The sequence below is a fragment of the Collibacillus ludicampi genome (genome assembly GCF_023705585.1).
GTDB classification, from domain to species: Bacteria; Bacillota; Bacilli; order Tumebacillales; family BOQE01; genus Collibacillus; species Collibacillus ludicampi.
The window spans coordinates 3713252-3735319 of record NZ_BOQE01000001.1; the positions used below are offsets into that span (position 1 = coordinate 3713252).

The following is a 22068-nucleotide window of genomic DNA, read 5'->3' on the forward strand; positions in this document are numbered from 1 at the left end:
TTTCATATTCTCAATGGTCACGCTTGCGGCATGTGCGGCATGGGGGACTACCTTGCTATTCATCGAAGAAGCTCATGCTTAAATATCGTTCGCCTGTATCAGGGGCCATGCAGAGCACTTTCTTGCCGGCTCCCAGACGTTTGGCCACGGCGATGGCAGCAAAGACGGAAGCGCCTGATGAAGGGCCGACAAAGATCCCTTCTTTCCGTGCCAGATGTTTGACTGTCGACAGAGCATCCTCGTCGGAAATTTGTATGATCTCATCAAACACGTTCCGGTTCAGAATAGGTGGAATAAAACCCGGACTGGTTCCCACCAATTTATGAGGACCCGGTTGCCCCCCGGATAAAACAGGAGATCCTTTCGGTTCCACGACGGCGATATGCAAATGCGGCAACTTTTCTTTCAGGGTTTCCCCTGTTCCCGTTATCGTGCCGCCCGTACCAGCCGTCGCGACGAAAGCATCCAACCGTCCATCCATCTGTTCTAAGATTTCCAGTGCGGTCGTCCTGCGATGGATATCCGGATTCGACTTGTTTTCAAATTGCATGGGTATAAAACTTCCCGGGATTCGTTTTTGCAGATCCCTCGCTTTAGCGATGGCACCCGGCATCCGCTGACCGCTTGGCGTGAGTACGACTTCCGCGCCATATGCTTTCAGAAGATTGATCCGCTCTTGTGTTGCATTATCCGGCATCACGAGAATCACGCGGTATCCTCTCGCCGCGGCGTTCATCGCCAAACCGATTCCCGTATTGCCACTGGTCGGTTCGATGATGGTATCCCCTTTGCGTATCAGGCCCATCTTTTCAGCCATCAGGATCATATTGAATGCGGCACGGTCTTTTACGCTGCGCGAAGGATTGAACATCTCCAATTTGACATACACGTCTGCCGAACGCTGCGGTACCATGCGCTGCAAACGAACCACCGGTGTTTTCCCGATCAGATCCGTAATATTTTCGTGGATCATGTATTCTCTCCTTTCATCCGTCCGTTTCAATCTGCCGCTTGCGACATGAGGGGCTATTAACAAATGAGCGGAACTACTTTCTCCACACGTCTCAACCAGACCCCTTCCTTTAATTGTGAAGCGACATATTCGATATCGCCCGTAATCGAGCGGTCCTGTATGAGAGGCTGTACATTCTCGCGTACTGCATCATACAAAACGCGGGTTGCGGGCGCGAGGCGATCACTCCCTCGATGTTCCGCTGCCTCACATGCACCGATCAGTTCGATGGCGAGTACTCGCGCCACGTTTTCGACCACGTTCGCCGCGTGGCGGGCAGCATTGGTACCCATACTGACATGGTCTTCTTGGTTCGCGGACGAAGGGATCGAATCCACGCTCGACGGGTGGCACAAAACTTTGTTTTCAGAGACGATCGATGCCGCCACGTATTGCGCGATCATCATGCCCGACTCGACACCGGGACGCCGCGATAGAAACGGCGGAAGACCTCCCGATAATTGCGCGTTCACAATCCTCTCCAAACGCCTTTCGGAGATATTCGCCAATTCGCTCATACCGATCTTTAAAAAGTCCATTGCAAACGCAATCGGTTGTCCGTGGAAATTGCCGCCGGAGATCACCTTGTTTGAATCAGCGAAAATGAGTGGATTATCGGTGGCTGCGTTCATTTCAATCGCCAATTTTTCGCCTACATACGTGAGTACCTGCCGGATGGCACCGTGAACTTGCGGAATGCAACGAAGCGAGTAAGCGTCCTGCACACGCACTTCCCCTTGTCGCGTCGTGAGTTTCGATCCATACAGGAGATCGCGCAGATTTGCTGCCACCGCAGCTTGCTCAGGGTACGGCCGGACATCTTGAACGGCTTCGTCAAACGCTTCCGGAATGCCTCGTAATACCTCGAGGGTCATCGCGGCAATCACATCTGCCATCTTGACCAATCTTTCGGCACGCGCAAACGTCAAAACCCCGATCGCGGTCATCGCTTGCGTGCCGTTGATGAGTGCCAACCCTTCTTTCGCCTGCAAGCGAATCGGTTTCAACCCTGCCTGTCTGAGCGCTTCTGCGGCAGGCATTTTCTTCCCTTTCCACACAGCCTTTCCCTCCCCCATCAGCAATAACGCCAAATGAGAAAGGAGCGCCAAGTCTCCGCTCGCACCTAATGATCCTTGTGCCGGAATTACTGGTAGGATATCCTGATTCAGACATTCGATAAGCATACTTAATGTTTCAACAGTAATCCCCGAATAACCTTTCGCCAATGCATTGGCCCGAAGAACCATCATGGCACGGACAACATCGGGCGGCAATTCTTCTCCGACCGCACAAGCGTGGCTGCGGATCAGATTCGCTTGAAGAGTCTCGACTTCATTTGCAGGAATGAGAACATCCGCAAATTTTCCGAAACCGGTCGTGACACCATAGATCGTTTCATGATTCTGAATGATCTGCTCAACACGTGCGCGGCATTGGGTTACACGTTTCAAAGCCTCATGAGATATGCCTACCCTTTTGCCTTCACAAGCTACTTGGGTTACATCTTCTACCGTCAGCGTGGAACCATCCAAAATGATCATGTTCGTTTAACTCCTTTCTTACTTTAGCAAAATAAAAGGGCTGTACGGAAGATTCACTTCCATACAGCCCTTGTTTTTTATAGACATATGTTCGGTCGTGCCGTTTCAATCGGTACATATGCCTCTCCAACCTTTACATTCCTTGTTATTAGTTATTGTATTCTAAAAAATGGATCTCCGCAACGGTCATTTGCTTCACTCGTTTTATCGCGTTTTAATTATAATTCATTGCGCAAAATTATCGAATGTTCATCATACGAATTTAGTCTCTCTTGAGGTTGAACCAATGCTATCTTGAAAATGTGTAGTTTGGCGGGCGTATGCTTTGCGTTCGAGTTCCGTGTAGGTCGTTTCAACGGGTATATGCATTGCGCTTATGCTCCGTGAAGGTCGTCTCGCATGGAATCATAATCATATGTTGCGAGACGACCTTCAAAGTCGCTATTACGCGCAATGCATATACCCTTTTACATCCGAAAGGAAGCGAGACGACCTCCAAAGTCGCTGTCTCACGCAAAGCATTACGCCAACCTAAAGGCACTTTTCATCCTCTGATGGCGCCGCTTGCGGCATGGAGAGCTATCTTGAAAACTAGTGCTTGGGTGGGTGTATCGCTTTGCGCTTGGGTTCGATGAAGCTTGTCCATGAACGGTTTCAGTGGCTAGATGTTCCGCAGAAACGACAGACGGACGAATCGAGGGTTGATTCGTACCGGAGACGCCAGGAAGTTTAATCGCCGAACCGGGATATACATTTTTGGCCCCTCAATGGAAACACGTAATCGAATTCCCAAAAAGGATATATATGTGCCATGAGAACCGATTTATGGTTTCCAGAATGTGAAGCCAATGAAATGGAAGTCTATGGATCTCAAAGTGTTTGTTCATACTCCTTTAGGACCTGCAAGAATTGGCGACGTGGTGACAATACCGGCCTTATTTGTTTCACAGTGCGTAAAGCTTTCTCGCATGAAAGATGATACATTCGCATAAAAAGTGCCGTGAGGAAAAAGCCCAAACGATTTTTTCCCGCCACATCATGAACATAGATAATATATCCATCGTTCAGCCATCGGATCGTTTCCTCAACCGCTTGTCGTAAACGGTTTACTGACGGCTTTTCTTTATTTCCGAGCGGGAAACGAAGCACTCGCAACGGAGAGATCCAGTCAGGGGGAACGTCTTCTTTCTTGCTCAGATTGACAATTCCATTCACATGAAGCTGCGCGAGGGTCATCCACCCTTTTTCGTCCACACGCTCTCCCGCATATAAGATTCCGGGAATGATTTCGCTAATGTCCATAGACTCTTCCCCTCACCATTCAATATCGCACAATACTATATGGTGTATGTAAAAAGTGCATGTCTTGTTCCTTTTCAAAAGAAAGACTCCCCGCATAATCTTGTCCTCCAAATACCAAGCTAACGTAAGAAGATCTTGATAGAAAGGAATGTGAGGGCTTGATCCGCGTTTCGATACCCCTGGAAAAATTCGATTCGTTCCCTGATGATACATCCGTGAAATGGGGATTTTCCATGCAGGGAGGTCACAAATTGGAATCATTCATGTCTGATAAAGAGTTTTCAAATTTTCTAAAAGAAAACAACCTCATCGTTTATAAACACCATATCAAAGACTATGAACACGGAACGACCTTCGGTGACTTCACCATCGAAGGGGTGAAGTAACGCTGATCAATAGTACAACAAGAGGTCTGCTTTTGCAGGCCTTTTTTCATGGTATCGCCACATATTCAAGGTTCAGATTGTGAAATGAAAGCCTGACTGTGACTCAAGAAAAAAGATTCATCCGCAGAGAATTACAAGAATTTTTCGTGATCAATATGGAAAAAGGTTGAATTCTAGTCTCTGACAACTTAATATTGATATAATATTTACTAGGAGGTGCCATGTTATGGAATATCGTCGTTTAGGGAAAAGCGGACTCAAAGTTTCTGAAATCGCGTTGGGCAGTTGGTTGACATACGGTACAGTCACCGAGCGCGAACAAGCGATCTCTTGTGTACATAAGGCATATGAGCTCGGTATAAACCACTTCGACTGTGCAAATATGTATGGTGCCACACCACATGCGGCTGAAGAAGTGTTGGGAGAAGCCCTGCGGGATTTTCCGCGGGAAAGTTATGTGCTAACAACGAAAGCTTTCTGGCCGGTGGGAGACGGACCAAATGACCGTGGGTTAAGCCGGAAACATATTATCAGTGAAGTCGAAAAAAGTCTGCGTGCTTTTAAGACGGATTATGTAGATATTTTCTACTGCCATCGCTATGACCCCGAGACCGATTTGGAAGAAACGTTGCGGGCGATCGATGATCTGATTCGCCAAGGTAAAGTGCTCTATGCCGGGATTAGTGAATGGCAACCCCATCAGATAGCCGATGCCGTTCGCCTGACGCGTGAATTGGGGTTACATAAGATCGTTGCCAGCCAGCCGATCTATAATATGTTTAATCGTTATATTGAGCATGCCGTGATTCCTCTTTGTGAAGATGCCGGGATCGGGCAAGTCGTTTTCTCTCCACTCGGCCAAGGGGTGTTGACTGGCAAATACAAACTTGGACAACCTGCTCCTGCCGGCTCTCGCGCCGCTACACCGGAAGTTCAAGACAAGATCCAGCGCTACATGAATGAAGAGGTACTGTCCAAAGTCGAACGACTGCGCAGCGTCGCACAAAAAGCGGAATTGTCTCTCGCTCAGCTCGCCCTCGCTTGGGTTCTACGCCAACCCAATGTAGCGAGTGCGTTGGTGGGCGCAACGCGTCCAGAGCAAGTTGAAGAAAACGTGAAAGCTTCAGGCATTACACTCTCGGAAGAAATTCTGGGCGAAATTGAAGAAATTCTGGCTTAAATAAGATCAACCGCTTCGCTCGAACGAGCGAAGCGGTTTATTCGTTGACAAAGCACGCAAACCGTTGATCATATTTTGTTGGAGTAAATTCTATAATCTCATATTCCGCTAACTGATTTTTAACAAACGGATCTTCACTGATCATCTGTTTCACTTCTGATTCTGTAACACCATGAGCAAGGAGAACGCCACCCACCCTCGGATTCCTGCGCCCGGAAACAATAAACTTTGATTGCTGATAGTATGTATCCAGCCACTTCTTATGAGCTTCCAAAACTGCTTCTACCTCTTCCAAAGGTTTCACATATTTGACGAGTAACAAAAACATAAACGTCCCCCATTGTCCAAGATTTTTCACTTTCCGCATAAATAGCTTATAGTATTATAGAGTTATTATTTATTGTAACTGGTTTCTAATAAATAGAAAACTCTTTTCCATAATTGTTCCGTATTTGAACGGTATATTCAAAGTACTTCAATACACTCAATAATGGTCGGTGATCCGATGCAACGCAAACGGGTACATGAATTGGACTATATGCGCGGATGGGCAATCATCTGCGTTGTGACACTTCATGTTTTAGGTTTCTTTTATACTGATGTTCCAGCGCAAAGTCCTTTGCATGTGATCGACGGCTTCACGATCTACATCTTTCGCTTTTCCAGGCAAATATTTATGTTTTTAACCGGTTTTGTGCTGGTCTACAATTATTTAAACCGGACGTTTCAGTATCGAACGTTTTTGTGGAAAAGAACTCGTGCCATCGTTATCCCGTATATACTTTGGTCATTTTTCTATGTGGCTTTTTCTATGTATTTTGGGGCGATCCCGAAGGCTGACAATTTTAAAGCGTATCTGTTAACTTCCGTGCAAGCAGTACTAACGGGTGATGCATTTTATCATCTGTACTACGTGGTTGTAACCGTTCAGTTTTATTTGATCTTCCCTCTCCTGCTTTACTTTGTGAAACGAATGAATCATCCGAAACGTTGGTTGATCTTTAGTGGAATCAGCTACACAGCACTTATGGGATGGTTCTATTGGGGGATCAATCATGGTCTCGATCCACGAACGTGGAACATTTGTCCTGACGCGTTAAAACCGATCTTAACGGACTTGATCGTGCATCGGGATCGCCTGTGGTTTTCCTATTACGGATACTATATCCTCGGAGCCTTTGCTGCTGTCTATTTACCGACGTGGAGAACGATCATCTCACGTTATCATAAATGGTTTATTGCAGGAGCATTACTTTTTATTACCTTGTTTTTTAGCGACTATGAGGTTCATGTGGTGCATGGTGTATTTGCTTTTGCAACCAAAATAGATGTTTTAAAACCAACAATGTTTATATATACACTGTTTGTCATCGCAGGATTGTACTATTGGGCGCTTCATATTCATTCATTCCACCCAACCGTCCAATTGACATTGCAAAAAATGGCTCATGAATCTTTCGGGATTTTTTTGATCCACCCCATTATGATCTTTGCCTTTGAATCGTATGGGGTTCCATTTTTGAAACTTGCGCATGTACCCCATATCACACAGGTCGTACTGACCATCATCATGGGATTAGCGGGATCGTATTTCTTATCACATTTTTTACGAACCATACCTGTTCTCTCCTGGATGGTGGGAACAGCTCGGATCAAAAGACAGTTGCCGCAATTACCATTTCATTCTTTACACACAACGAAAAATATGATGGAACAGAAATAGGAACATTAGGATATGTCTTCCTACCTTGAAAATGTGTAGTTTGGCGGGCGTATGCTTTGCGTTCGCGCTCCGTGGAGGTCGTCTCGCATGGAACAATGATCAGATGTGGCGAGACAACCTCCAAAGTCGCTGTCTCACGCAAAGCATTACGCCCATTCGAAGACACTTTTCATCATCTGATGGCGCCGCTTGCGGCATGGGGGACTACTTTGAAAACTAGTGCTTGGGTGGGTGTATCGCTTTATGCTTGGGTTCGATGAAGGTCGTCCCGCCGGGATTCTTTACAGAGGTTGCGGAACGACCTTCAACTCACCTCTGCGCTGCAAAGTGATATCATCCACCCAAAAGTACTCCATTGTTTGTGGCAGTTTTAAACTTATTTGCCGCATAAGAAACTTTCCATCCTCTGATGGCGCCCCTAGCAAATGAGTGGCTACATAGATAATCTGTACTGTTATTTCAGCAAATCACGATAGGCCGGCAAACCTCCCGCTCCTTCCGCTTCCATAACGGCCCGTACGACCGCTTCCGCCAGCACTTCCGCTGAAAGTGCCCCTACCAGATCAACCGGTGCTTCGATTCCACCGGTAGAGAGAGCAAAAACGGTATCCCCGTCATACATCGTGTGCACTGGATAAATAGAGCGAGCAAGTCCATCATGCGCCATTTGCGCTACTTTGTTCACTTGCGTTTTCGTAAGCGTTGCATTGCTAGCCACGACTGCGATTGTCGTATTCGTTCCTGGAATCAGAGTGAAAGACTGCTCCAACATCCAGCTTGTACTTTCTCTGATGTTTCCCTCATCATCCAATGCGCCCGCAAGAATCTTTCCTGTCGATGGATCACGAACTTCTCCAACTGCATTCACCGCTACGATCGCCCCCACGATTAACCCGTTGGGGTACTTACGTGCTGATGAACCCAGGCCGCTCTTCATCGCTCTGTGAAAACCGCCCGCTTTTCCGACTGTCGCTCCACAGCCAGCCCCAACATTCCCCAACTTAACCGCTCTCGTTGTCGCAGCCGCGGCAGCCTGATATCCCATCCGGGCATCCGGACGAACATTGGGATCACCTATCGCAAGATCGAATAAAACGGCCGCAGGAACGATGGGAACAACTTCAAATCCTACATCCAGACCATAACCCCGCTCCTCAAGATATTTCATCACACCGCTTGCTGCATCCAGTCCATAAGCACTCCCACCGCTTAAACAAATCGCATGGACGCGATCGACGAGATTTGTGGGACACAAAAGATCCGTTTCACGCGTCCCCGGAGCCGATCCCCGGACATCCACACCGCAAACCGCACCGTGTTCAGTCAGAACGACCGTACATCCTGTCAACGCCGCTTCATTTTGTGCATGTCCCACTTTAATACCGGGGACATCCACGATCGTATAGGTCATCTCCATTATAAAAATCACCCGATACTTTCAATTTTTTGCTTCCGACAGATCCTAGTCGCTTCCATGCAGAAACAACAGTGAGTGTAACGAAAATGGATACGATCACTAGCGGCAAACCGTTTGAAGACGACAACCTCACCCACCGTGAGATGTTCCAAAGTCATGAAGACTGCTCGTTTAAACAAACCACTCTCTGCTCATATAATCAAGAATACGTAAACCGTGGACTTCTTTTTTCTAAAAATGCTTGTACTCCTTCTTGATGATCCGATGTTTCAAACGACCGGAGGACGAGTTGAGTAATCTCTTCCGTATTTTCAGTCGTACCTTCCAAGACCTTGCCTACGATATACTTAGCTGCCCGAACGGAGTACTGGGCATTCTTGCAGATCATGCTCGCATAGGAATACGTTTTTTCAACGATTTCTTGGGAATTGTAGATCCGGTCGATCAAGCCAATCCGTAAAGCTTCTTCCGCGTCCAGCAAACGACCCGAGTAAAGAATATCCTTCGTTTTTGAAGGGCCGACCAAGTCTATTAAATTTTTGGTTGCCGGTAAGTTATAAACGAGACCGAGCTTCGCCGGCGTGACGGCAAATTTTCCATTTTCATCGGAAAAACGAAGATCACACGCAACCGCGAGTTCACAACCTCCGCCGACACAATATCCCTGGATAAGTGCGATAGTCGGCTTGGACAAACTCATGATCGCCTTTTCCGCGTCAAGTGTCGCTTGATTAAAATGTCTGATTTTATCTCTATCCGCGCTTAATGCTTGCAACTCGCTGATATCAGCGCCAGCAGCAAAAGCCGTTTCATTCACACCGCGAAAGATCACCGCTTTTACATTCTCGTCTTCCTCACATTGTTGCATGAGTTCAGGAATGGAAAGCCACATGTCAAGATTCAACGCATTTCGCTTCTCGGGACGATTAAAAAAAATCGTAGCGATTTCCCCGTGCTTTTGCAAATAGACGAAATCTCCAGCCATTTCTCAATTTCCCTTTCCTCTTCTCTCATGTATCACACCTCCATTATATCTTTATTTGGAATTTATTTCAGAAAAAAAATCAATCCCCCGATTTTGAATCAAGGGATTGATTTTATTCACGTATTTGTACACCGTTCATCTTCAAGCAGTGCCGCTTGATAGATCGTCTGAAAAGCAATTCCGTTTTCACGTGCTACCTTTGCAACGTCTTCATATTCCGGAGCCCGGTGAACAAGACGGCCTTCCATTAACGCTTGCTTAACCCTGACGGGCCCGTATGGAGTCTCAATTGTATGAAATGCCCGTTCTAATATACGGCGAGTCCATCGGCTTCTACGAATCCCAAGAGTTGTCGTTTCCAAAAGTAAGACATCTTCACATCGTTCAGCCGCTTCTGGGGAAACGAGCACCGTTATCAGAGTCCCCGGGCGGTTTTTCTTCATATATACCGGCGTGTAGAAGACGTCGAGCGCCCCCGCCTCAAAAAGCCTTTCCATCGTATACCCGAGCGATTCTCCCGTCATATCGTCAAGCTGAGTTTCGAGAACGAAAATCTGTTCACTGTGTTCGCCCGTTCCGATCTGATCCGTTCCTTCAGTCATGTCTTTCGCCTTTTTTACCAAAAATGCTCGCAGTACGTTCGGATGATTGAAGTCCTTCTCACCGGCTCCGTATCCAATGCGTTCGATTGTCATCGAGGCGAGAGGACCAAACGCTTTGACCAACGCTTTTAAAAATCCGGCACCCGTCGGGGTCGTTAACTCTCCTTGAACATGTAGGTCGGTCAACGGGATCCCTACTAAGAGTTCCGCCGTTGCTGGTGCAGGAATCGGATACAAACCGTGTGCCATAGGGGCAAACCCATATCCGGCAGACACCGGTGACGAGTAGATCTCATCGATGTTAAGACTCTCCAACGCAAGACATACACCGACAATATCGATGATGGAGTCCATGGCTCCCACTTCATGGAAATGTACGTCTCGCACATCGATCCCGTGGATCTTCGCTTCCGCTTCAGCAATTGCCTGAAAAACTGCAATGCTTCGCTGTTTCACTCGCGGAGGAAGATCACTTTCCCTGATCATCGCGAGAATGTCGGCCGCCCTTCGATGCTCATGATGATGCTCATGATGATGCTCATGATGATGCTCATGATGATGCTCATGATGATGCTCATGATGATGCTCATGATGATGCTCATGTTGGTGTTCATGTTGGTGTTCATGTTGGTGTTCATGTTGGTGCTCATACGCCCCGAATTGCAGTTGCAATTTTTTTGCAGTGATTCCCTGTTTGACGACAGTATGTACTCGCATAGAAAACGGATCGATAGGCAGGCACTTTAAATGATTCTCGATGTAATCGAGATCCGCCCCAAGGTCGATGAGGGCTGCCAGCGTCATGTCCCCGGAGATTCCGAAGTGACAATCCAAGTACAATGTATTCATTCTATCCTCGCCTCCATTACCAGTTGCTGAATCATCGCGGTCCAGCACAGAAGGGGGTCAAATCCCCTTCCCCATCCGGTTCGTCAACCGTCCCAATCGATCGATCTCAACCGTGACTTCATCGCCATCCTTCAGCCATACTTGTCGTTCTTCTGGGAAGCCCAAAATGACACCTTCGGGCGTTCCCGTTAAGATGATGTCTCCCGGAAGCAGTGTCACATACCGCGAAATATAGCTGATGATTTCATCACAATGAAAAATCATATCGGACGTGTTCGAATTTTGTCGTAGCTCACCGTTAACATAACATCGGATCCCAAGTGCATTCGGATTCCCAACTTCATCGGAGGTTACCAGATAAGGTCCGATCGGGCAGAAATTATCAATGCTTTTTCCAAGAAGCCATTGGCTTGTACGAAATTGCAAATCGCGCGCAGAGAGGTCATTCGCATTGCAGTAACCAAACACATAATCGAGTGCGTCATCTTTGGCGACCCGTTTCGCTTTTTTCCCGATGACTATTGCCAGTTCGGCTTCATAATCAAATTGTTCCGCATCAGAAGGAAGATCGATCATGTCTCCGTGTGCGGCAATCGCATTGGCGAACTTGTTAAACAGCACAGGGTGCTCTGGGATGGGCATATTGGTTTCTTCCGCATGTTTGCGGTAATTCAAACCTATACAAATGATCTTACCGGGATTCGGCACACATGGTCCAAGTTTCAATTCATTCTCATCAACAAAGATGTCATCATTTCCATCTATTTGCGCTTGTTGAACAAAAGCGGCAAATGCTTCGCGCGCTCCATCCTCACCTTCAAGCACCTGTTCAAGCGTTTGCGGAAGATTCTCATTCGCGTGAAGGGAACGTATCGCATTTGCTACATGCAAAATGCCACGATCCGTCTTGACGCCCAGTTGCAGACCGCTTTCTGAATGAAATGTCAATAATTTCACTTTATTCTCCCCTTTATGTACTCAGGTCGTTTTGCTCATATGAGAGACGCAGATAATCCCAATCCCTCTTTCTTCATCGATTTCGTGAAGTCTGCCTATTTCCGAAATGCATGCATCTAACCACTCATCGATGTTTCCGTAATGATCAAGAACTTTCTTTTTTCTTAATCTTTCACACTTCATACTATTGTTACGTTCGTAGTGAGAGAAGCAACAAATGTTCTAAATTATAAAATTCAGTTTTCATTTCTTTAATATAACATAGTTGATTTTGACGAACAACGATAGTTTGGAATTTTCAAATATATAACCAGAATCTAAGAAATGTTATACTAACATATGAACATAGATTACGTTCAATCGATGATTTGCAACATTGACACTGATGGAGGAATTTTCATGAAAAATCGCGTCTGTGAACTGTTGGGCATCAAATACCCGATCATTCAAGGGGGATTGGCCTATGTAGGGAACGGGGCACTGGCAGCCGCCGTATCTAACGGCGGAGGATTGGGACAAATCGGAACTGCCGGACGGTCGATCGATAACTTAAAAAAGCAGATACGAATCGCTTGTGAAAGTACGGATAAACCACTCGGGATCAATTTGCCGATCAGCGAACACTCGGATATGAATCCTGTCGTGGAGACGATTTTGCAAAACAAAGAGCGTTTCAAAGCGATCAGTATCTCCGCCGGCAACCCGAAACCGTACATTCCGATTTTTAAAGAAGCAGGATTGAAAGTCATGGTGCTGACAGGGTCTGTCAAGCACGCGTTAAAAGCCCAAGAATCAGGAGCCGACATCATCATCTGTGAAGGATTCGAGGCTGGGGGACATAATAGCCCGCTTGAACTTACATTGTTCAGTATGATCCCGCAAATCTCCCGCGCCGTGCAAATCCCTGTCGTTGCCGCAGGCGGCATCGTGAACGGTCAAGGCATCGTTGCAGCTTTCGCGCTGGGAGCGGAAGGCGTGCAATTAGGTACACGCTTTGTTGCCACAAAAGAATGTGAGGCCCATGAGAATTACAAGAATTTGCTGGTTCATGCTGGCGATGATGCCACAGTCGTGATGGAGCGGAGTATCGGCAGAGCCACCCGTGTATTGAAATCACCTTTTGCAGAACAAATCCTCGAATTTGAAAAAACACAACCGACCGTGGAGGAACTCCTCCCGTATATCCGGGGCGTTAATAACAGAATCGCTGCAATTGAAGGACGAGTGGATGAAGGATGGATGAACTGCGGACAAGCAGTCGGGCTTATTGAATCCATCGAGAGCGCAAGCGATGTTGTCAGAAAACTCGCACACGAAGCAAGAGAAGTCTCAGTATCCCTCGGGTTCATGCAAACGGTTTTCGCCGATAACGTCGCAGAAAATGTTTGAGTGCGTGTGAATCACACCCTTATGTGTATTCAAAAAGACAGCTCCTGCCATATACGTTGGCAGGAGCCTGGCAAAAGCCGTATGCTTTTGTATCGAGTATATTCGTGATGCCGCTCAAAATTATGCCATCGGCACCTTTAACTGACTGGAGCTCAAGCCGTGAGCTTCCGCAACAGCCGGATACACAATTTCACCATTATAAACGTTCACGCCTTTTTGCAAAGCTTTGTTTTTCTCTATCGCTTTCTCCAGTCCGTTCTCTGCGATTAATTCGATATAAGGCAGGGTTACGTTCGTTAAAGCTAATGTCGATGTACGCGCGACCGCTCCTGGAATATTGGCGACCGCATAATGAACAACTCCGTGCTTTTCGTATGTCGGCTTCTCGTGTGTGGTCACACGATCAATCGTTTCCACAGATCCCCCCTGATCAATAGCAACATCAACAATCACGGAACCTTTTTTCATACTTTTTACCATTTCCTCGGTTACCAGTTTCGGTGCCTTTGCCCCGTGAATCAAAACGGCACCGATCACCAAATCCGCTTTTGCAACGGCCTCAGCAATGGAAAACGGTGTTGACATGACCGTTTCTAGATTCGCGCCACGAAATGACGAAGTAAACCAGCGGAGTCTTTCTGCATTGATATCGAGAATGGTGACATGCGCACCGAGGCCCAAAGCGATTTGAACCGCGTTTGCTCCAACCGTCCCGCCACCGATGACCACAACTTTACCCGGTGAAACTCCTGGTACCCCTCCGAGTAAAACTCCCCGACCGCCATGGGCGTTTTCCAAAAAGTGCGCGCCGATTTGCGGAGCCATGCGACCGGCAACTTCGCTCATCGGTTCCAGTAACGGCAGAGAACCGTTGGGAAGTTCTACTGTTTCATAGCCGACTGCTTTTACACCGGATTTCATCAATGCTTCGGTTAGCGGCTGATCAGCTGCAAGATGAAGGTAAGTGAACAGAATTTGATCTTTTTTAAACATCATATATTCCGACTGTAAAGGTTCCTTAACTTTCACTATCATGTCCGCAAATTCATACACCGTTTTCGCATCCATTGCGATTTCCGCGCCAACCGCCACATATTGCTCATCTTCGAACCCGCTTCCAACGCCTGCTCCTTGTTCTACCATGACTTGGTGACCTTTTTTGATCAGATGTTCTACCCCTCTAGGGGTCATTGCCACACGATTTTCATACGCTTTGATTTCCTTTGGAATCCCGATTTTCATAAAAAAGTTTCAGCCCCCATCCCTTTTGATTTCTTACCTATTTTTCGCTTTTTCGAGACCTGGTATTCCGGACTTTTGATTCGCTTGAAATCCTAACATGAGACGGTTATGTTATCGCAAGGGAGGGAGGTCGAGCTTTCTCTCCTCAAACAATTCTTTCAGCATGTGCTTGAGAAAGCCGGCCGCTTGACCAAACGTAATTTTGGCCGGCATTGGTGCCTCATTGGCATCTACTTCCACATCAATGATGCAGGGTTTCTTTTGTGAGACGGCGTCTTCAAATGCTGGCTGCAGTTCCTCCGGTCGTTCCACTCGATATCCGATGCCACCACAGGCTTCCGCGTATTTTGCAAAGTTTGGATTCGTCAAGTCTGTACCAAATTCGACGTTCCCCATGACCTCTTGTTCGAATTTGATCATCGCAATTTTATGGTTATTGAGAACGACAACCACGATCGGCAATCGATATTTGACGGCCGTAACAAAATCGTTCATCGTCATCCCGAATCCGCCATCGCCGCAGACTGCAAACACCTGTTTATCGGGAAACGCGATTTTACCGGCAATTGCACCTGGCAATCCGCAACCGAGTGTCGCCAACCAACTGGATATAACAAATTGTTGGTTTCTCATTCGAAAATGGCGAGCCATCCAAACGGTGACATTTCCCACATCGACTGACAGAATCGCATCGTCCTTCGCAACCTTCTGCAACGCATGAATCACCCGCTGCGGTTTGATGGGAACTGAAAGATCTTTCTCCTGTCGATCAAGTGTCTCCCACCATTCCTTCATTAATTTTTGATGGTGTTCCAAGAATGTACGATCATGACGTTTGTCTAGTTGCTGCGTTAACCATTTCAGGGTTCTGTTCGCATCGCCGGCAAGACCTACATCAACTGGGTATCGTTTACCAATCTGTACTGGATCCGTATCGATTTGAATCGTTTTCGCACGTTCGGGCAAAAAAGCGGTAAACGGATAAGAGGTACCGACCATGATCAATGTGTCTGCATTTCTCATCGCTTCATATGCCGGCTTCGTGCCGATGAGACCTAACCCTCCGATACAATACGGATGCTCATCCGGAATGACGCCTTTCGCTGGAAGTGTCAAGACGATCGGAGCCGCGATATGATCGGCAAATTCGATCAAAGAATCTCTCGCCCCCTTAGCCCCCTTTCCGGTGAGAATGACCGGTCTTTCGGCTTGACGTAAGACAATTTTCGCTTTTTCCAAATCAAATTCCCTAGGAAACAATTCAGGCATCGTAAAAAAAGAGCTGGTAAAACGGGCTTCCGCTCCCACCTCAAATCGAGGAATCTCGTCCGGAAACGGTAATACCGCCACCCCCCGTTTCGTATAAGCCATCCGGATCGCCTGATTGACGACAGCCGGCAGTTGTTCTGCAGACATGATCCGTTGATTGTAAACGGCTACGTCATCAAACATCCTCTCCAAATTGACTTCCTGAAAAAAATCTGTCCCTAATAAGTCAGATTCAACCTGCCCTGTAATCGCTAAAACAGGAACCCGATCCAGTTTTGCATCATACAAACCATTGAGCAAATGAACCGCACCAGGCCCGGCGATCGCCATGCAAACACCGATTTTCCCGGTCAATTTGGCATACGAAGCAGCTGCTAAAGCACCCGCTTCCTCATGACGAACCTGGATGAATTTGATTTTGTCCTGCGCCTTCCTGAGCGGTTCGATGATGGAATTGATCGAATCCCCGGGCATTCCATAAATGTGATCAACGCCCCATTCAATTAACAAATCGATGAGTACTTCCCCCGCAGTTTTCCGAAACACCCCATTCTCCTCCTTTTTCATCAGCTAACAATATTTTGTACAAGCGAGGGAAAAGGATACAAAGTAAGACCCGTTCATTGGTTAAACTAAGCTGTATGAATCTTATCCGCCTGAGGTGAACAATGAAACCGATCATACCCATGGAGCCTGTGAGCAGCGAAATCATCCCCAATGGGGAAAACTGGATAGCACAAATAAAATGGGATGGTGTCCGCGTGTTAACCTATTTCGATGGTCGTGAAGTCCGCCTGTATAACCGGAAATTGAATGAGCGAACCATGCATTTTCCGGAAATCTTAGATGTTCGATCATACTGTCAAGCTGATTCCGTCATCTTGGATGGCGAAATCATCGCACTTGGATCGGACGGTAAGCCCTCCTTCCATGAAGTGATGCGAAGGGACGGCATTCGCCAGCTGGAAAAAGTGAAACGCATGCAAAAAGTCGTGCCTGTGACTTACATGATCTTCGATATCATTTATAAGGACGGTGATTGGTTAAACCGTCTGCCTTTGCATGAAAGGAGCGAAATCCTGTCGAAGATCATTCGCTCTCATCCTCATGTGCAATTGGTTTCGTCTCATGATCATGGGAAAGAACTGTTCGACGTGATGCGGCAACACGGAATGGAAGGAATCGTAGCTAAGAGAGCGGATTCTCCCTATGTAATCGGAGAGAAGAAAGATCTTTGGCTGAAGATCAAAAATTATCGGGATCTCCATGCGGTTATCGGCGGCTTCACGTTAAGCGGCGGAGTTGTCAATTCCGTTTTGTTAGGACTCTACGACGATGAAGAAAACCTCTGGTACATCGGCCACACGGGAACCGGGAAGATATCTCGCGAGGAATGGAGAGCTCTGACTGAAATCTTAAAACCGCTCGTCGTCAAAGAACGCCCTTTTGTCAACAAACCGGAAAGATATTCGGATGCATTCTGGGTTCAACCGGTTATTACAGTGAAAATAAAATATTCGGAATGGAAGGAAGGTCGTTCCCTACGTCAACCTTCCATCCAAGGGTTTATCGAAGTACCTGTGCGGGAATGTAAAATAAGGGGACAATTAAAATAAGATGTATTTATGTATTCGCTCGCCTTCTCCTGCGGCGCGGTTGCTTCCCTTCTTGTTCATCGCCGACCGCTTTTTGCCATTGGGATTGATCTTCAGGCTTACGTCCGCGCGTTTGTTGCAAACTTTCTTGCAACACTTTCATCAGATCGACCACGCGCCCCTGTGCGGGTTCCGGAGTCACTTCGATTTCTTGTCCTTGCACCTTCGCTTCGAGAAGGCGATTACGATAATCATCCGTATACTTTGTCGGATCGAAAGGAACGGATAATTGTTCGATCAATTGAGTCGCCATTTGCATCTCTTTTTCTTCAATCGAAACTTCAGGTAGTTGCGGAAGCAAAGCGGTAGACCGCACTTCATCCGGATAGAAAATCGATTCCAGAACCAATACGTTTTCATAACAGCGAATCACACAGAGATTCTGCTTGGTTCTCAGTGTCATGCGGGCGACCGCTATTTTGCCCGTTTCCCGCATCGCATTCCGCAGAAGCGAGTAAGCTTTATTGCCCGTTTCATCGGATACCAGATAATAACTTTTGTCAAAAAAAATAGGATCGATTTCTTTCAGATCAACAAATTCAACGATATTGATCGTTTTCTCCTTTCCGGGCGCCAATTCCTTCAGCTCTTCTTCTTCAAAAAGTATATACTGCCCAGGCTGATATTCATAACCTTTCACGATCTCATCCCATTCGACTTCTCGGTTACAATTTGGACACATGCGGACATATTTGATCGGTGTATGGCATTCTTTATGAAGATAACGGAAAGTCACATCTTTGTTCTCGGTAGCCGCATACATCTTAATCGGTACATTCACTAACCCAAAAGAGATCGATCCTTTCCACATCGTATGCATGAAAGATCCCCCGTTCTCATCAAGTAGTTTTGTACGTTTATCTTGCGCGAGAACGAGAAAAATAATAACAGGCCACTCCCAACCGATGGTGGGTGGCCTGTCTGTTAATCCACATAATACGCGAGTGATTGTAATTCAGTTGTCAAATCCGCGTTCCGTAGATGGACGTGTGAAGGTACCTTTAACGTTGCGGGAGCAAAGTTTAAGATCGCAGTAACTCCTGCAGCGATCAATTGATCGACGACTTTCTGCGCTTCGGTAGCAGGTACCGTAATAATTCCCATTTTTATATCTTTCTCTTTGACAGTCTCCTGTAACTCGGAGACCGGTTGTACTTTCAGATGACCAACCGACATCCCCCATTTGTTTGGATCCGCGTCGAAGATGGCGGCAATCGACAGCTTTTCACGGGTGAATCGGTTATAGTTTGACAATGCAATCCCAAGATGGCCCGCCCCGACGAGGCCGACATTTATATGCCGGTTAATCTTTAAAATCTCTTTGATTTTCGATATTAAATAGGATACTTCATAACCAATCCCTTTCCTCCCAAACTCGCCGAAATAAGCCAAGTCTTTGCGAATTTGGGCCGGGTTCATATCTAACTTTTGCCCTAGTTCATGAGAGGAAACTTTTTTAATATTCATATCTTGCAAATGTTGTAAGTAACGTAAATAAATAGGTAATCTACCAACGACAGCTTCAGAGATCTTGATTTTTTTTTGTTGCAGATGATTCCCCCCCTTTTTTATTATTTTATATATTTCTTTATAACAAAGGTAATTCCTGTTGATCTGTAATTAATGTTCGTGAGACTCGACCTCTTTTTTCTTCAACCAATTGTAAATCACTTTCCAGATTTCGCGCTCTGTCCCTTGATAAAACCAAGGCCCCGGAAGCGAACGGATAAAATGCCTGCCATATCTAGCATCAATGATGCGCCGATCATAGACGACGATCGCCCCGACATCTCGTTTGGAGCGAATGAGTCGGCCAAACCCTTGTTTGAATCGAACGATCGCCTGAGGAACCGAATAGCTCATAAATGCGTTCTTTCCCGCCGCTTCCAGCGCTTCCGTACGTGCGGCGACTACAGGGTGGTTCGGGGGCCAGAAAGGCAAACGCACGATGACCAAACAAGACAAATCTTCACCTGGAATATCCACCCCTTCCCAAAAGGAGTTTGCACCAAAGAGAACTGCGCGAGGATGCCTTTGGAATTCGGCCACTAAGCGATGTCTGGAAGAACTGTCGATTCCGTGCGCGTATAACTGAATCCCGTGTTCCGCAAGCTTCGGCTTGACCAACAAATACGTATCGCGTAACATGCGGTGCGATGTAAACAATACCAGCATCCTTCCCTGCGAGATCCTGGCGAGCGCAGTGATCGACTCGCTCAAAGAGGCGACAAACGATTCTTCCGGAACGTCGCGTACTGGCATCACATCGGACGGAACACACAACAATGCCTGTTTTTTATAATCAAACGGCGATTCCAGAGCAAGTGTCAAGAGCCTGCCATTCTCCTCACTCGCCGTTAAACCCAAACGATCCGCCACATACTTGAAAGTCTGATTCACTGTCAGCGTGGCGGATGTCAGAACCACCGACTCTTTTTTATTATAAAGAAACTCGTGTAACAGAGGCCCTACATGAATCGGCGCCGTATAGAGATAAGCGACGGGCCTTGTGCTTTTCTCTTCCGCCTCAATCCATAGAACCGCATTTTGTTCCTCTCCTGCACCTTTAAAAAATTTGGCCATCGTTGACCACTGGCGATCCACTTCTCTCACTTGGCCCGTAATATCGGTAACCATTCCTATAATTAAATCGTCGGTAGGCAAGTCGTCCAACTGATCTTCCAACTTTTTCATCGTGTTTCGCAAGGTGGTGACTTCGGTTTGAAAGTTCGAGAAAGCGGAAAGAATTCCTTCCCATTCCTCTTTCTCTACAAATTCTCCACGGATGCGGAGAACGAAACGACCCGCGTCTTGATTTGAGGCATGCTGTAACGTAAAGGTATGAATGAGACGAAACAATTCCTCCACATGTGTGCGCACGACCGAAACCTGCTCGCGCATCCGTTCGATCGGGCCGAGCAGGGAAGAAAACATACTTCCTTCTCCTTCAGACAAAATATATTTTTGCAGTTGTACGAGAAGTCCGTTTTTATGATCGCGCGCCAAACGATTCAACGCGCCTGTCAATTGAAAATAATTCGCCTCGTCCCCTAAATGGCGTGTGGCTTCATCTTCCAAATGATGGGCTTCATCGATGACAAGATGCGTAAAACCCGGCAAGACGTTATGTTCCGCTTTGATATCCGTAAAAATAAGCGAATGGTTCGTGATCACCACATCTGACTGTTGCGCTCGTGCCTTCGCTTTATGATAATAACAGTTTTTGAACCAGGGACACTGTTTGTTGATACAGGAATTGGCATCACTCATCACGCGATGCCAATGTTCCGCCTGCTGGCCGTATAACGTGAGTTCCTCCCGATCCCCCGCTTCCGTTTCAATCAACCACGTTAACATGCGAAGGAAGAATTTGCGCTCCTCCCTGTCGTCCATCAAGCCCAAGCTATTGATGCCCGTCGCGACTTTACGCATGCAGACATAATTATTGCGCCCTTTAAAAACGGATATTTCAAAAGGAAAATCAAGAATTTTCTTCAATAAGGGGATATCCCGCTCTTTTAATTGTTCCTGTAGATTGATTGTATGCGTTGCGACGATGACACGCTGGCCACTTGTCTTCGCATAATAGATGGCTGGAACCAGATAGGCGAGCGATTTGCCCGTCCCCGTCCCCGCTTCAATCATCCCGTGTTTTCGTTCCTGAAAGGCACGTGCGACCATGCGAATCATGGATAACTGGGCAGGACGCTCTTCATAATGATCATAAAGACGGGACAGAGGGCCTCCATTCGCAAGTATCTGTACGACTTGATCCTGATTGAATGAATCGGATGTTTCCCCTTCTTTCCTGTCATTCTCCGGGACTTCGACGACTCGATGCATCAATTGTTCAATCACACTGCAATCTTCGGGAACATCCGCGCGCTGAAGCTTTAGCGGATCTTCCATCCACTTAGCAAATAAAGGGTATAACTCCCATCCTGCCGCCTCCATCAGTGCACAGATCTGCTGCAGGACTAAGAGGGGTAACTCCTTCCCCCGATTCATCAACCTCAAAAATATCTCAGCCGTAACTTTTGCATCGGATAATGCTCGGTGAGGCCGCTCATGATGAAGTCCGTGATTTCGGCTCAAAGCCTCTAAGGCGTATGACGTCTCCCGCGGCCATAAAATCTGGGCCAACTCTGCCGTATCTATATACCATCCCGAATAGGGAAGATACCCGTTTTCTTCAAGTGTATGGTTCAAAAAACCCAAGTCAAAAGAAGCGTTGTGAGCGACCACGACAGCTCCGTCAAGAAAACGAAGCAAATCGGGTAACACGTCTTCGATTCCGGGTGCTTCGCTCAGGTCTTCGTCGCGAATGCCGGTCAAGTCGCTTATCACTTGCGGAATCTTGCATCCCGGTTGAATCAAGGTATGAAATGTATCCGTTATGATACCGTTCTCAATGCGAATAGCGCCTATCTCAATGATCTGATCACGCTTGGGAGAAAAACCCGTCGTCTCGAAATCAAGTACCACGTATGTCTCCGACATGGTCAATCACCTCGGAGTTGAAGAAATGAACGAAAATAATATTTTCGTCATATCATTTA

General features: G+C 46.8%; 18 protein-coding genes. 5 read left to right on the forward strand and 13 right to left on the reverse strand.

Going from position 1 to position 22068, the window contains the following annotated elements:
• Positions 1–55 precede the first annotated feature (55 nt).
• The 3 genes from cysK to DNHGIG_RS18775 form a co-directional block, all read right to left on the reverse strand.
• Entirely contained in the window at positions 56–973 is a 918-nt protein-coding gene (gene cysK, locus DNHGIG_RS18765) for a cysteine synthase A (RefSeq protein WP_282201036.1), read from the reverse strand.
• A gap of 56 nt (positions 974–1029) precedes the next feature.
• Positions 1030–2553 (reverse strand): histidine ammonia-lyase, encoded by a 1524-nt coding sequence (hutH, locus tag DNHGIG_RS18770; RefSeq protein WP_282201037.1) that lies wholly within the window; start codon positions 2551–2553, stop codon positions 1030–1032.
• Between the two features lie 870 nt (positions 2554–3423).
• The gene (locus tag DNHGIG_RS18775) at positions 3424–3855 is read right to left on the reverse strand and encodes a dual specificity protein phosphatase family protein (protein WP_282201038.1); all 432 of its coding nucleotides are present in this window, start codon (positions 3853–3855) and stop codon (positions 3424–3426) included.
• A gap of 251 nt (positions 3856–4106) precedes the next feature.
• Here DNHGIG_RS18775 and DNHGIG_RS18780 point away from each other — a divergent pair, with 251 nt between their 5' ends.
• Positions 4107–4241 (forward strand): hypothetical protein, encoded by a 135-nt coding sequence (locus DNHGIG_RS18780; protein ID WP_282201039.1) that lies wholly within the window; start codon positions 4107–4109, stop codon positions 4239–4241.
• Positions 4242–4467: 226 nt separating this feature from the next.
• Positions 4468–5421, forward strand: a complete 954-nt coding sequence (locus DNHGIG_RS18785; RefSeq protein ID WP_282201040.1) for an aldo/keto reductase family protein — start codon at positions 4468–4470, stop codon at positions 5419–5421.
• Positions 5422–5458: 37 nt separating this feature from the next.
• Here DNHGIG_RS18785 and DNHGIG_RS18790 read toward each other — a convergent pair whose 3' ends face one another.
• A complete protein-coding gene (locus tag DNHGIG_RS18790) occupies positions 5459–5749 on the reverse strand; it encodes a YciI family protein (protein WP_282201041.1) in 291 nt (96 codons plus the stop codon).
• A 177-nt stretch (positions 5750–5926) separates the two neighbouring features.
• Here DNHGIG_RS18790 and DNHGIG_RS18795 point away from each other — a divergent pair, with 177 nt between their 5' ends.
• Positions 5927–7144: an acyltransferase gene (locus tag DNHGIG_RS18795; RefSeq protein WP_282201042.1), complete on the forward strand. Its 1218-nt coding sequence runs from the start codon at positions 5927–5929 to the stop codon at positions 7142–7144.
• Positions 7145–7598: 454 nt separating this feature from the next.
• Here DNHGIG_RS18795 and DNHGIG_RS18800 read toward each other — a convergent pair whose 3' ends face one another.
• From DNHGIG_RS18800 to DNHGIG_RS18815, 4 genes are all read right to left on the reverse strand, one after another.
• Positions 7599–8555 (reverse strand): P1 family peptidase, encoded by a 957-nt coding sequence (locus DNHGIG_RS18800; protein ID WP_282201479.1) that lies wholly within the window; start codon positions 8553–8555, stop codon positions 7599–7601.
• Positions 8556–8760: 205 nt separating this feature from the next.
• Positions 8761–9546 (reverse strand): enoyl-CoA hydratase-related protein, encoded by a 786-nt coding sequence (locus DNHGIG_RS18805; RefSeq protein WP_282201043.1) that lies wholly within the window; start codon positions 9544–9546, stop codon positions 8761–8763.
• Positions 9547–9662: 116 nt separating this feature from the next.
• Positions 9663–10997, reverse strand: coding sequence for a nickel pincer cofactor biosynthesis protein LarC (gene larC / locus DNHGIG_RS18810; RefSeq protein WP_282201044.1), 1335 nt, complete (start codon positions 10995–10997; stop codon positions 9663–9665).
• Between the two features lie 57 nt (positions 10998–11054).
• A complete protein-coding gene (locus tag DNHGIG_RS18815) occupies positions 11055–11954 on the reverse strand; it encodes a fumarylacetoacetate hydrolase family protein (protein ID WP_282201045.1) in 900 nt (299 codons plus the stop codon).
• Between the two features lie 399 nt (positions 11955–12353).
• On the opposite strand from DNHGIG_RS18815, the gene DNHGIG_RS18820 reads away from it, so the two are divergent.
• Positions 12354–13343, forward strand: a complete 990-nt coding sequence (locus tag DNHGIG_RS18820; protein ID WP_282201046.1) for an NAD(P)H-dependent flavin oxidoreductase — start codon at positions 12354–12356, stop codon at positions 13341–13343.
• A 120-nt stretch (positions 13344–13463) separates the two neighbouring features.
• Here DNHGIG_RS18820 and ald read toward each other — a convergent pair whose 3' ends face one another.
• Complete coding sequence (ald, locus tag DNHGIG_RS18825; protein ID WP_282201047.1) at positions 13464–14585, reverse strand: alanine dehydrogenase; 1122 nt, start codon at positions 14583–14585, stop codon at positions 13464–13466.
• A gap of 111 nt (positions 14586–14696) precedes the next feature.
• The gene (locus tag DNHGIG_RS18830) at positions 14697–16400 is read right to left on the reverse strand and encodes a pyruvate oxidase (protein ID WP_282201048.1); all 1704 of its coding nucleotides are present in this window, start codon (positions 16398–16400) and stop codon (positions 14697–14699) included.
• Positions 16401–16522: 122 nt separating this feature from the next.
• Here DNHGIG_RS18830 and ligD point away from each other — a divergent pair, with 122 nt between their 5' ends.
• Positions 16523–17470 (forward strand): non-homologous end-joining DNA ligase, encoded by a 948-nt coding sequence (gene ligD / locus DNHGIG_RS18835; protein ID WP_282201049.1) that lies wholly within the window; start codon positions 16523–16525, stop codon positions 17468–17470.
• A gap of 7 nt (positions 17471–17477) precedes the next feature.
• Here the strand turns inward: ligD and ku are convergent, their stop codons facing one another.
• The 3 genes from ku to dinG all read right to left on the reverse strand — a co-directional run bounded on the left by ku (position 17478) and on the right by dinG (position 22009).
• Positions 17478–18329, reverse strand: coding sequence for a non-homologous end joining protein Ku (ku, locus tag DNHGIG_RS18840; protein ID WP_282201050.1), 852 nt, complete (start codon positions 18327–18329; stop codon positions 17478–17480).
• Between the two features lie 104 nt (positions 18330–18433).
• A complete protein-coding gene (locus DNHGIG_RS18845) occupies positions 18434–19060 on the reverse strand; it encodes a redox-sensing transcriptional repressor Rex (RefSeq protein WP_282201480.1) in 627 nt (208 codons plus the stop codon).
• Between the two features lie 69 nt (positions 19061–19129).
• Entirely contained in the window at positions 19130–22009 is a 2880-nt protein-coding gene (dinG, locus tag DNHGIG_RS18850) for an ATP-dependent DNA helicase DinG (protein WP_282201051.1), read from the reverse strand.
• Positions 22010–22068: the final 59 nt, after the last annotated feature.

Coding starts and splice junctions, on each gene's coding strand:
- cysK (WP_282201036.1), bottom strand. CDS start 973: ATGATCCACGAAAATATTACGGATCTGATCGGGAAAACACCGGTGGTT.
- hutH (WP_282201037.1), bottom strand. CDS start 2,553: ATGATCATTTTGGATGGTTCCACGCTGACGGTAGAAGATGTAACCCAA.
- DNHGIG_RS18775 (WP_282201038.1), bottom strand. CDS start 3,855: ATGGACATTAGCGAAATCATTCCCGGAATCTTATATGCGGGAGAGCGT.
- DNHGIG_RS18785 (WP_282201040.1), top strand. CDS start 4,468: ATGGAATATCGTCGTTTAGGGAAAAGCGGACTCAAAGTTTCTGAAATC.
- DNHGIG_RS18790 (WP_282201041.1), bottom strand. CDS start 5,749: ATGTTTTTGTTACTCGTCAAATATGTGAAACCTTTGGAAGAGGTAGAA.
- DNHGIG_RS18795 (WP_282201042.1), top strand. CDS start 5,927: ATGCAACGCAAACGGGTACATGAATTGGACTATATGCGCGGATGGGCA.
- DNHGIG_RS18800 (WP_282201479.1), bottom strand. CDS start 8,555: ATGACCTATACGATCGTGGATGTCCCCGGTATTAAAGTGGGACATGCA.
- DNHGIG_RS18805 (WP_282201043.1), bottom strand. CDS start 9,546: ATGGCTGGAGATTTCGTCTATTTGCAAAAGCACGGGGAAATCGCTACG.
- larC (WP_282201044.1), bottom strand. CDS start 10,997: ATGAATACATTGTACTTGGATTGTCACTTCGGAATCTCCGGGGACATG.
- DNHGIG_RS18820 (WP_282201046.1), top strand. CDS start 12,354: ATGAAAAATCGCGTCTGTGAACTGTTGGGCATCAAATACCCGATCATT.
- ald (WP_282201047.1), bottom strand. CDS start 14,585: ATGAAAATCGGGATTCCAAAGGAAATCAAAGCGTATGAAAATCGTGTG.
- ligD (WP_282201049.1), top strand. CDS start 16,523: ATGAAACCGATCATACCCATGGAGCCTGTGAGCAGCGAAATCATCCCC.
- ku (WP_282201050.1), bottom strand. CDS start 18,329: ATGCATACGATGTGGAAAGGATCGATCTCTTTTGGGTTAGTGAATGTA.
- dinG (WP_282201051.1), bottom strand. CDS start 22,009: ATGTCGGAGACATACGTGGTACTTGATTTCGAGACGACGGGTTTTTCT.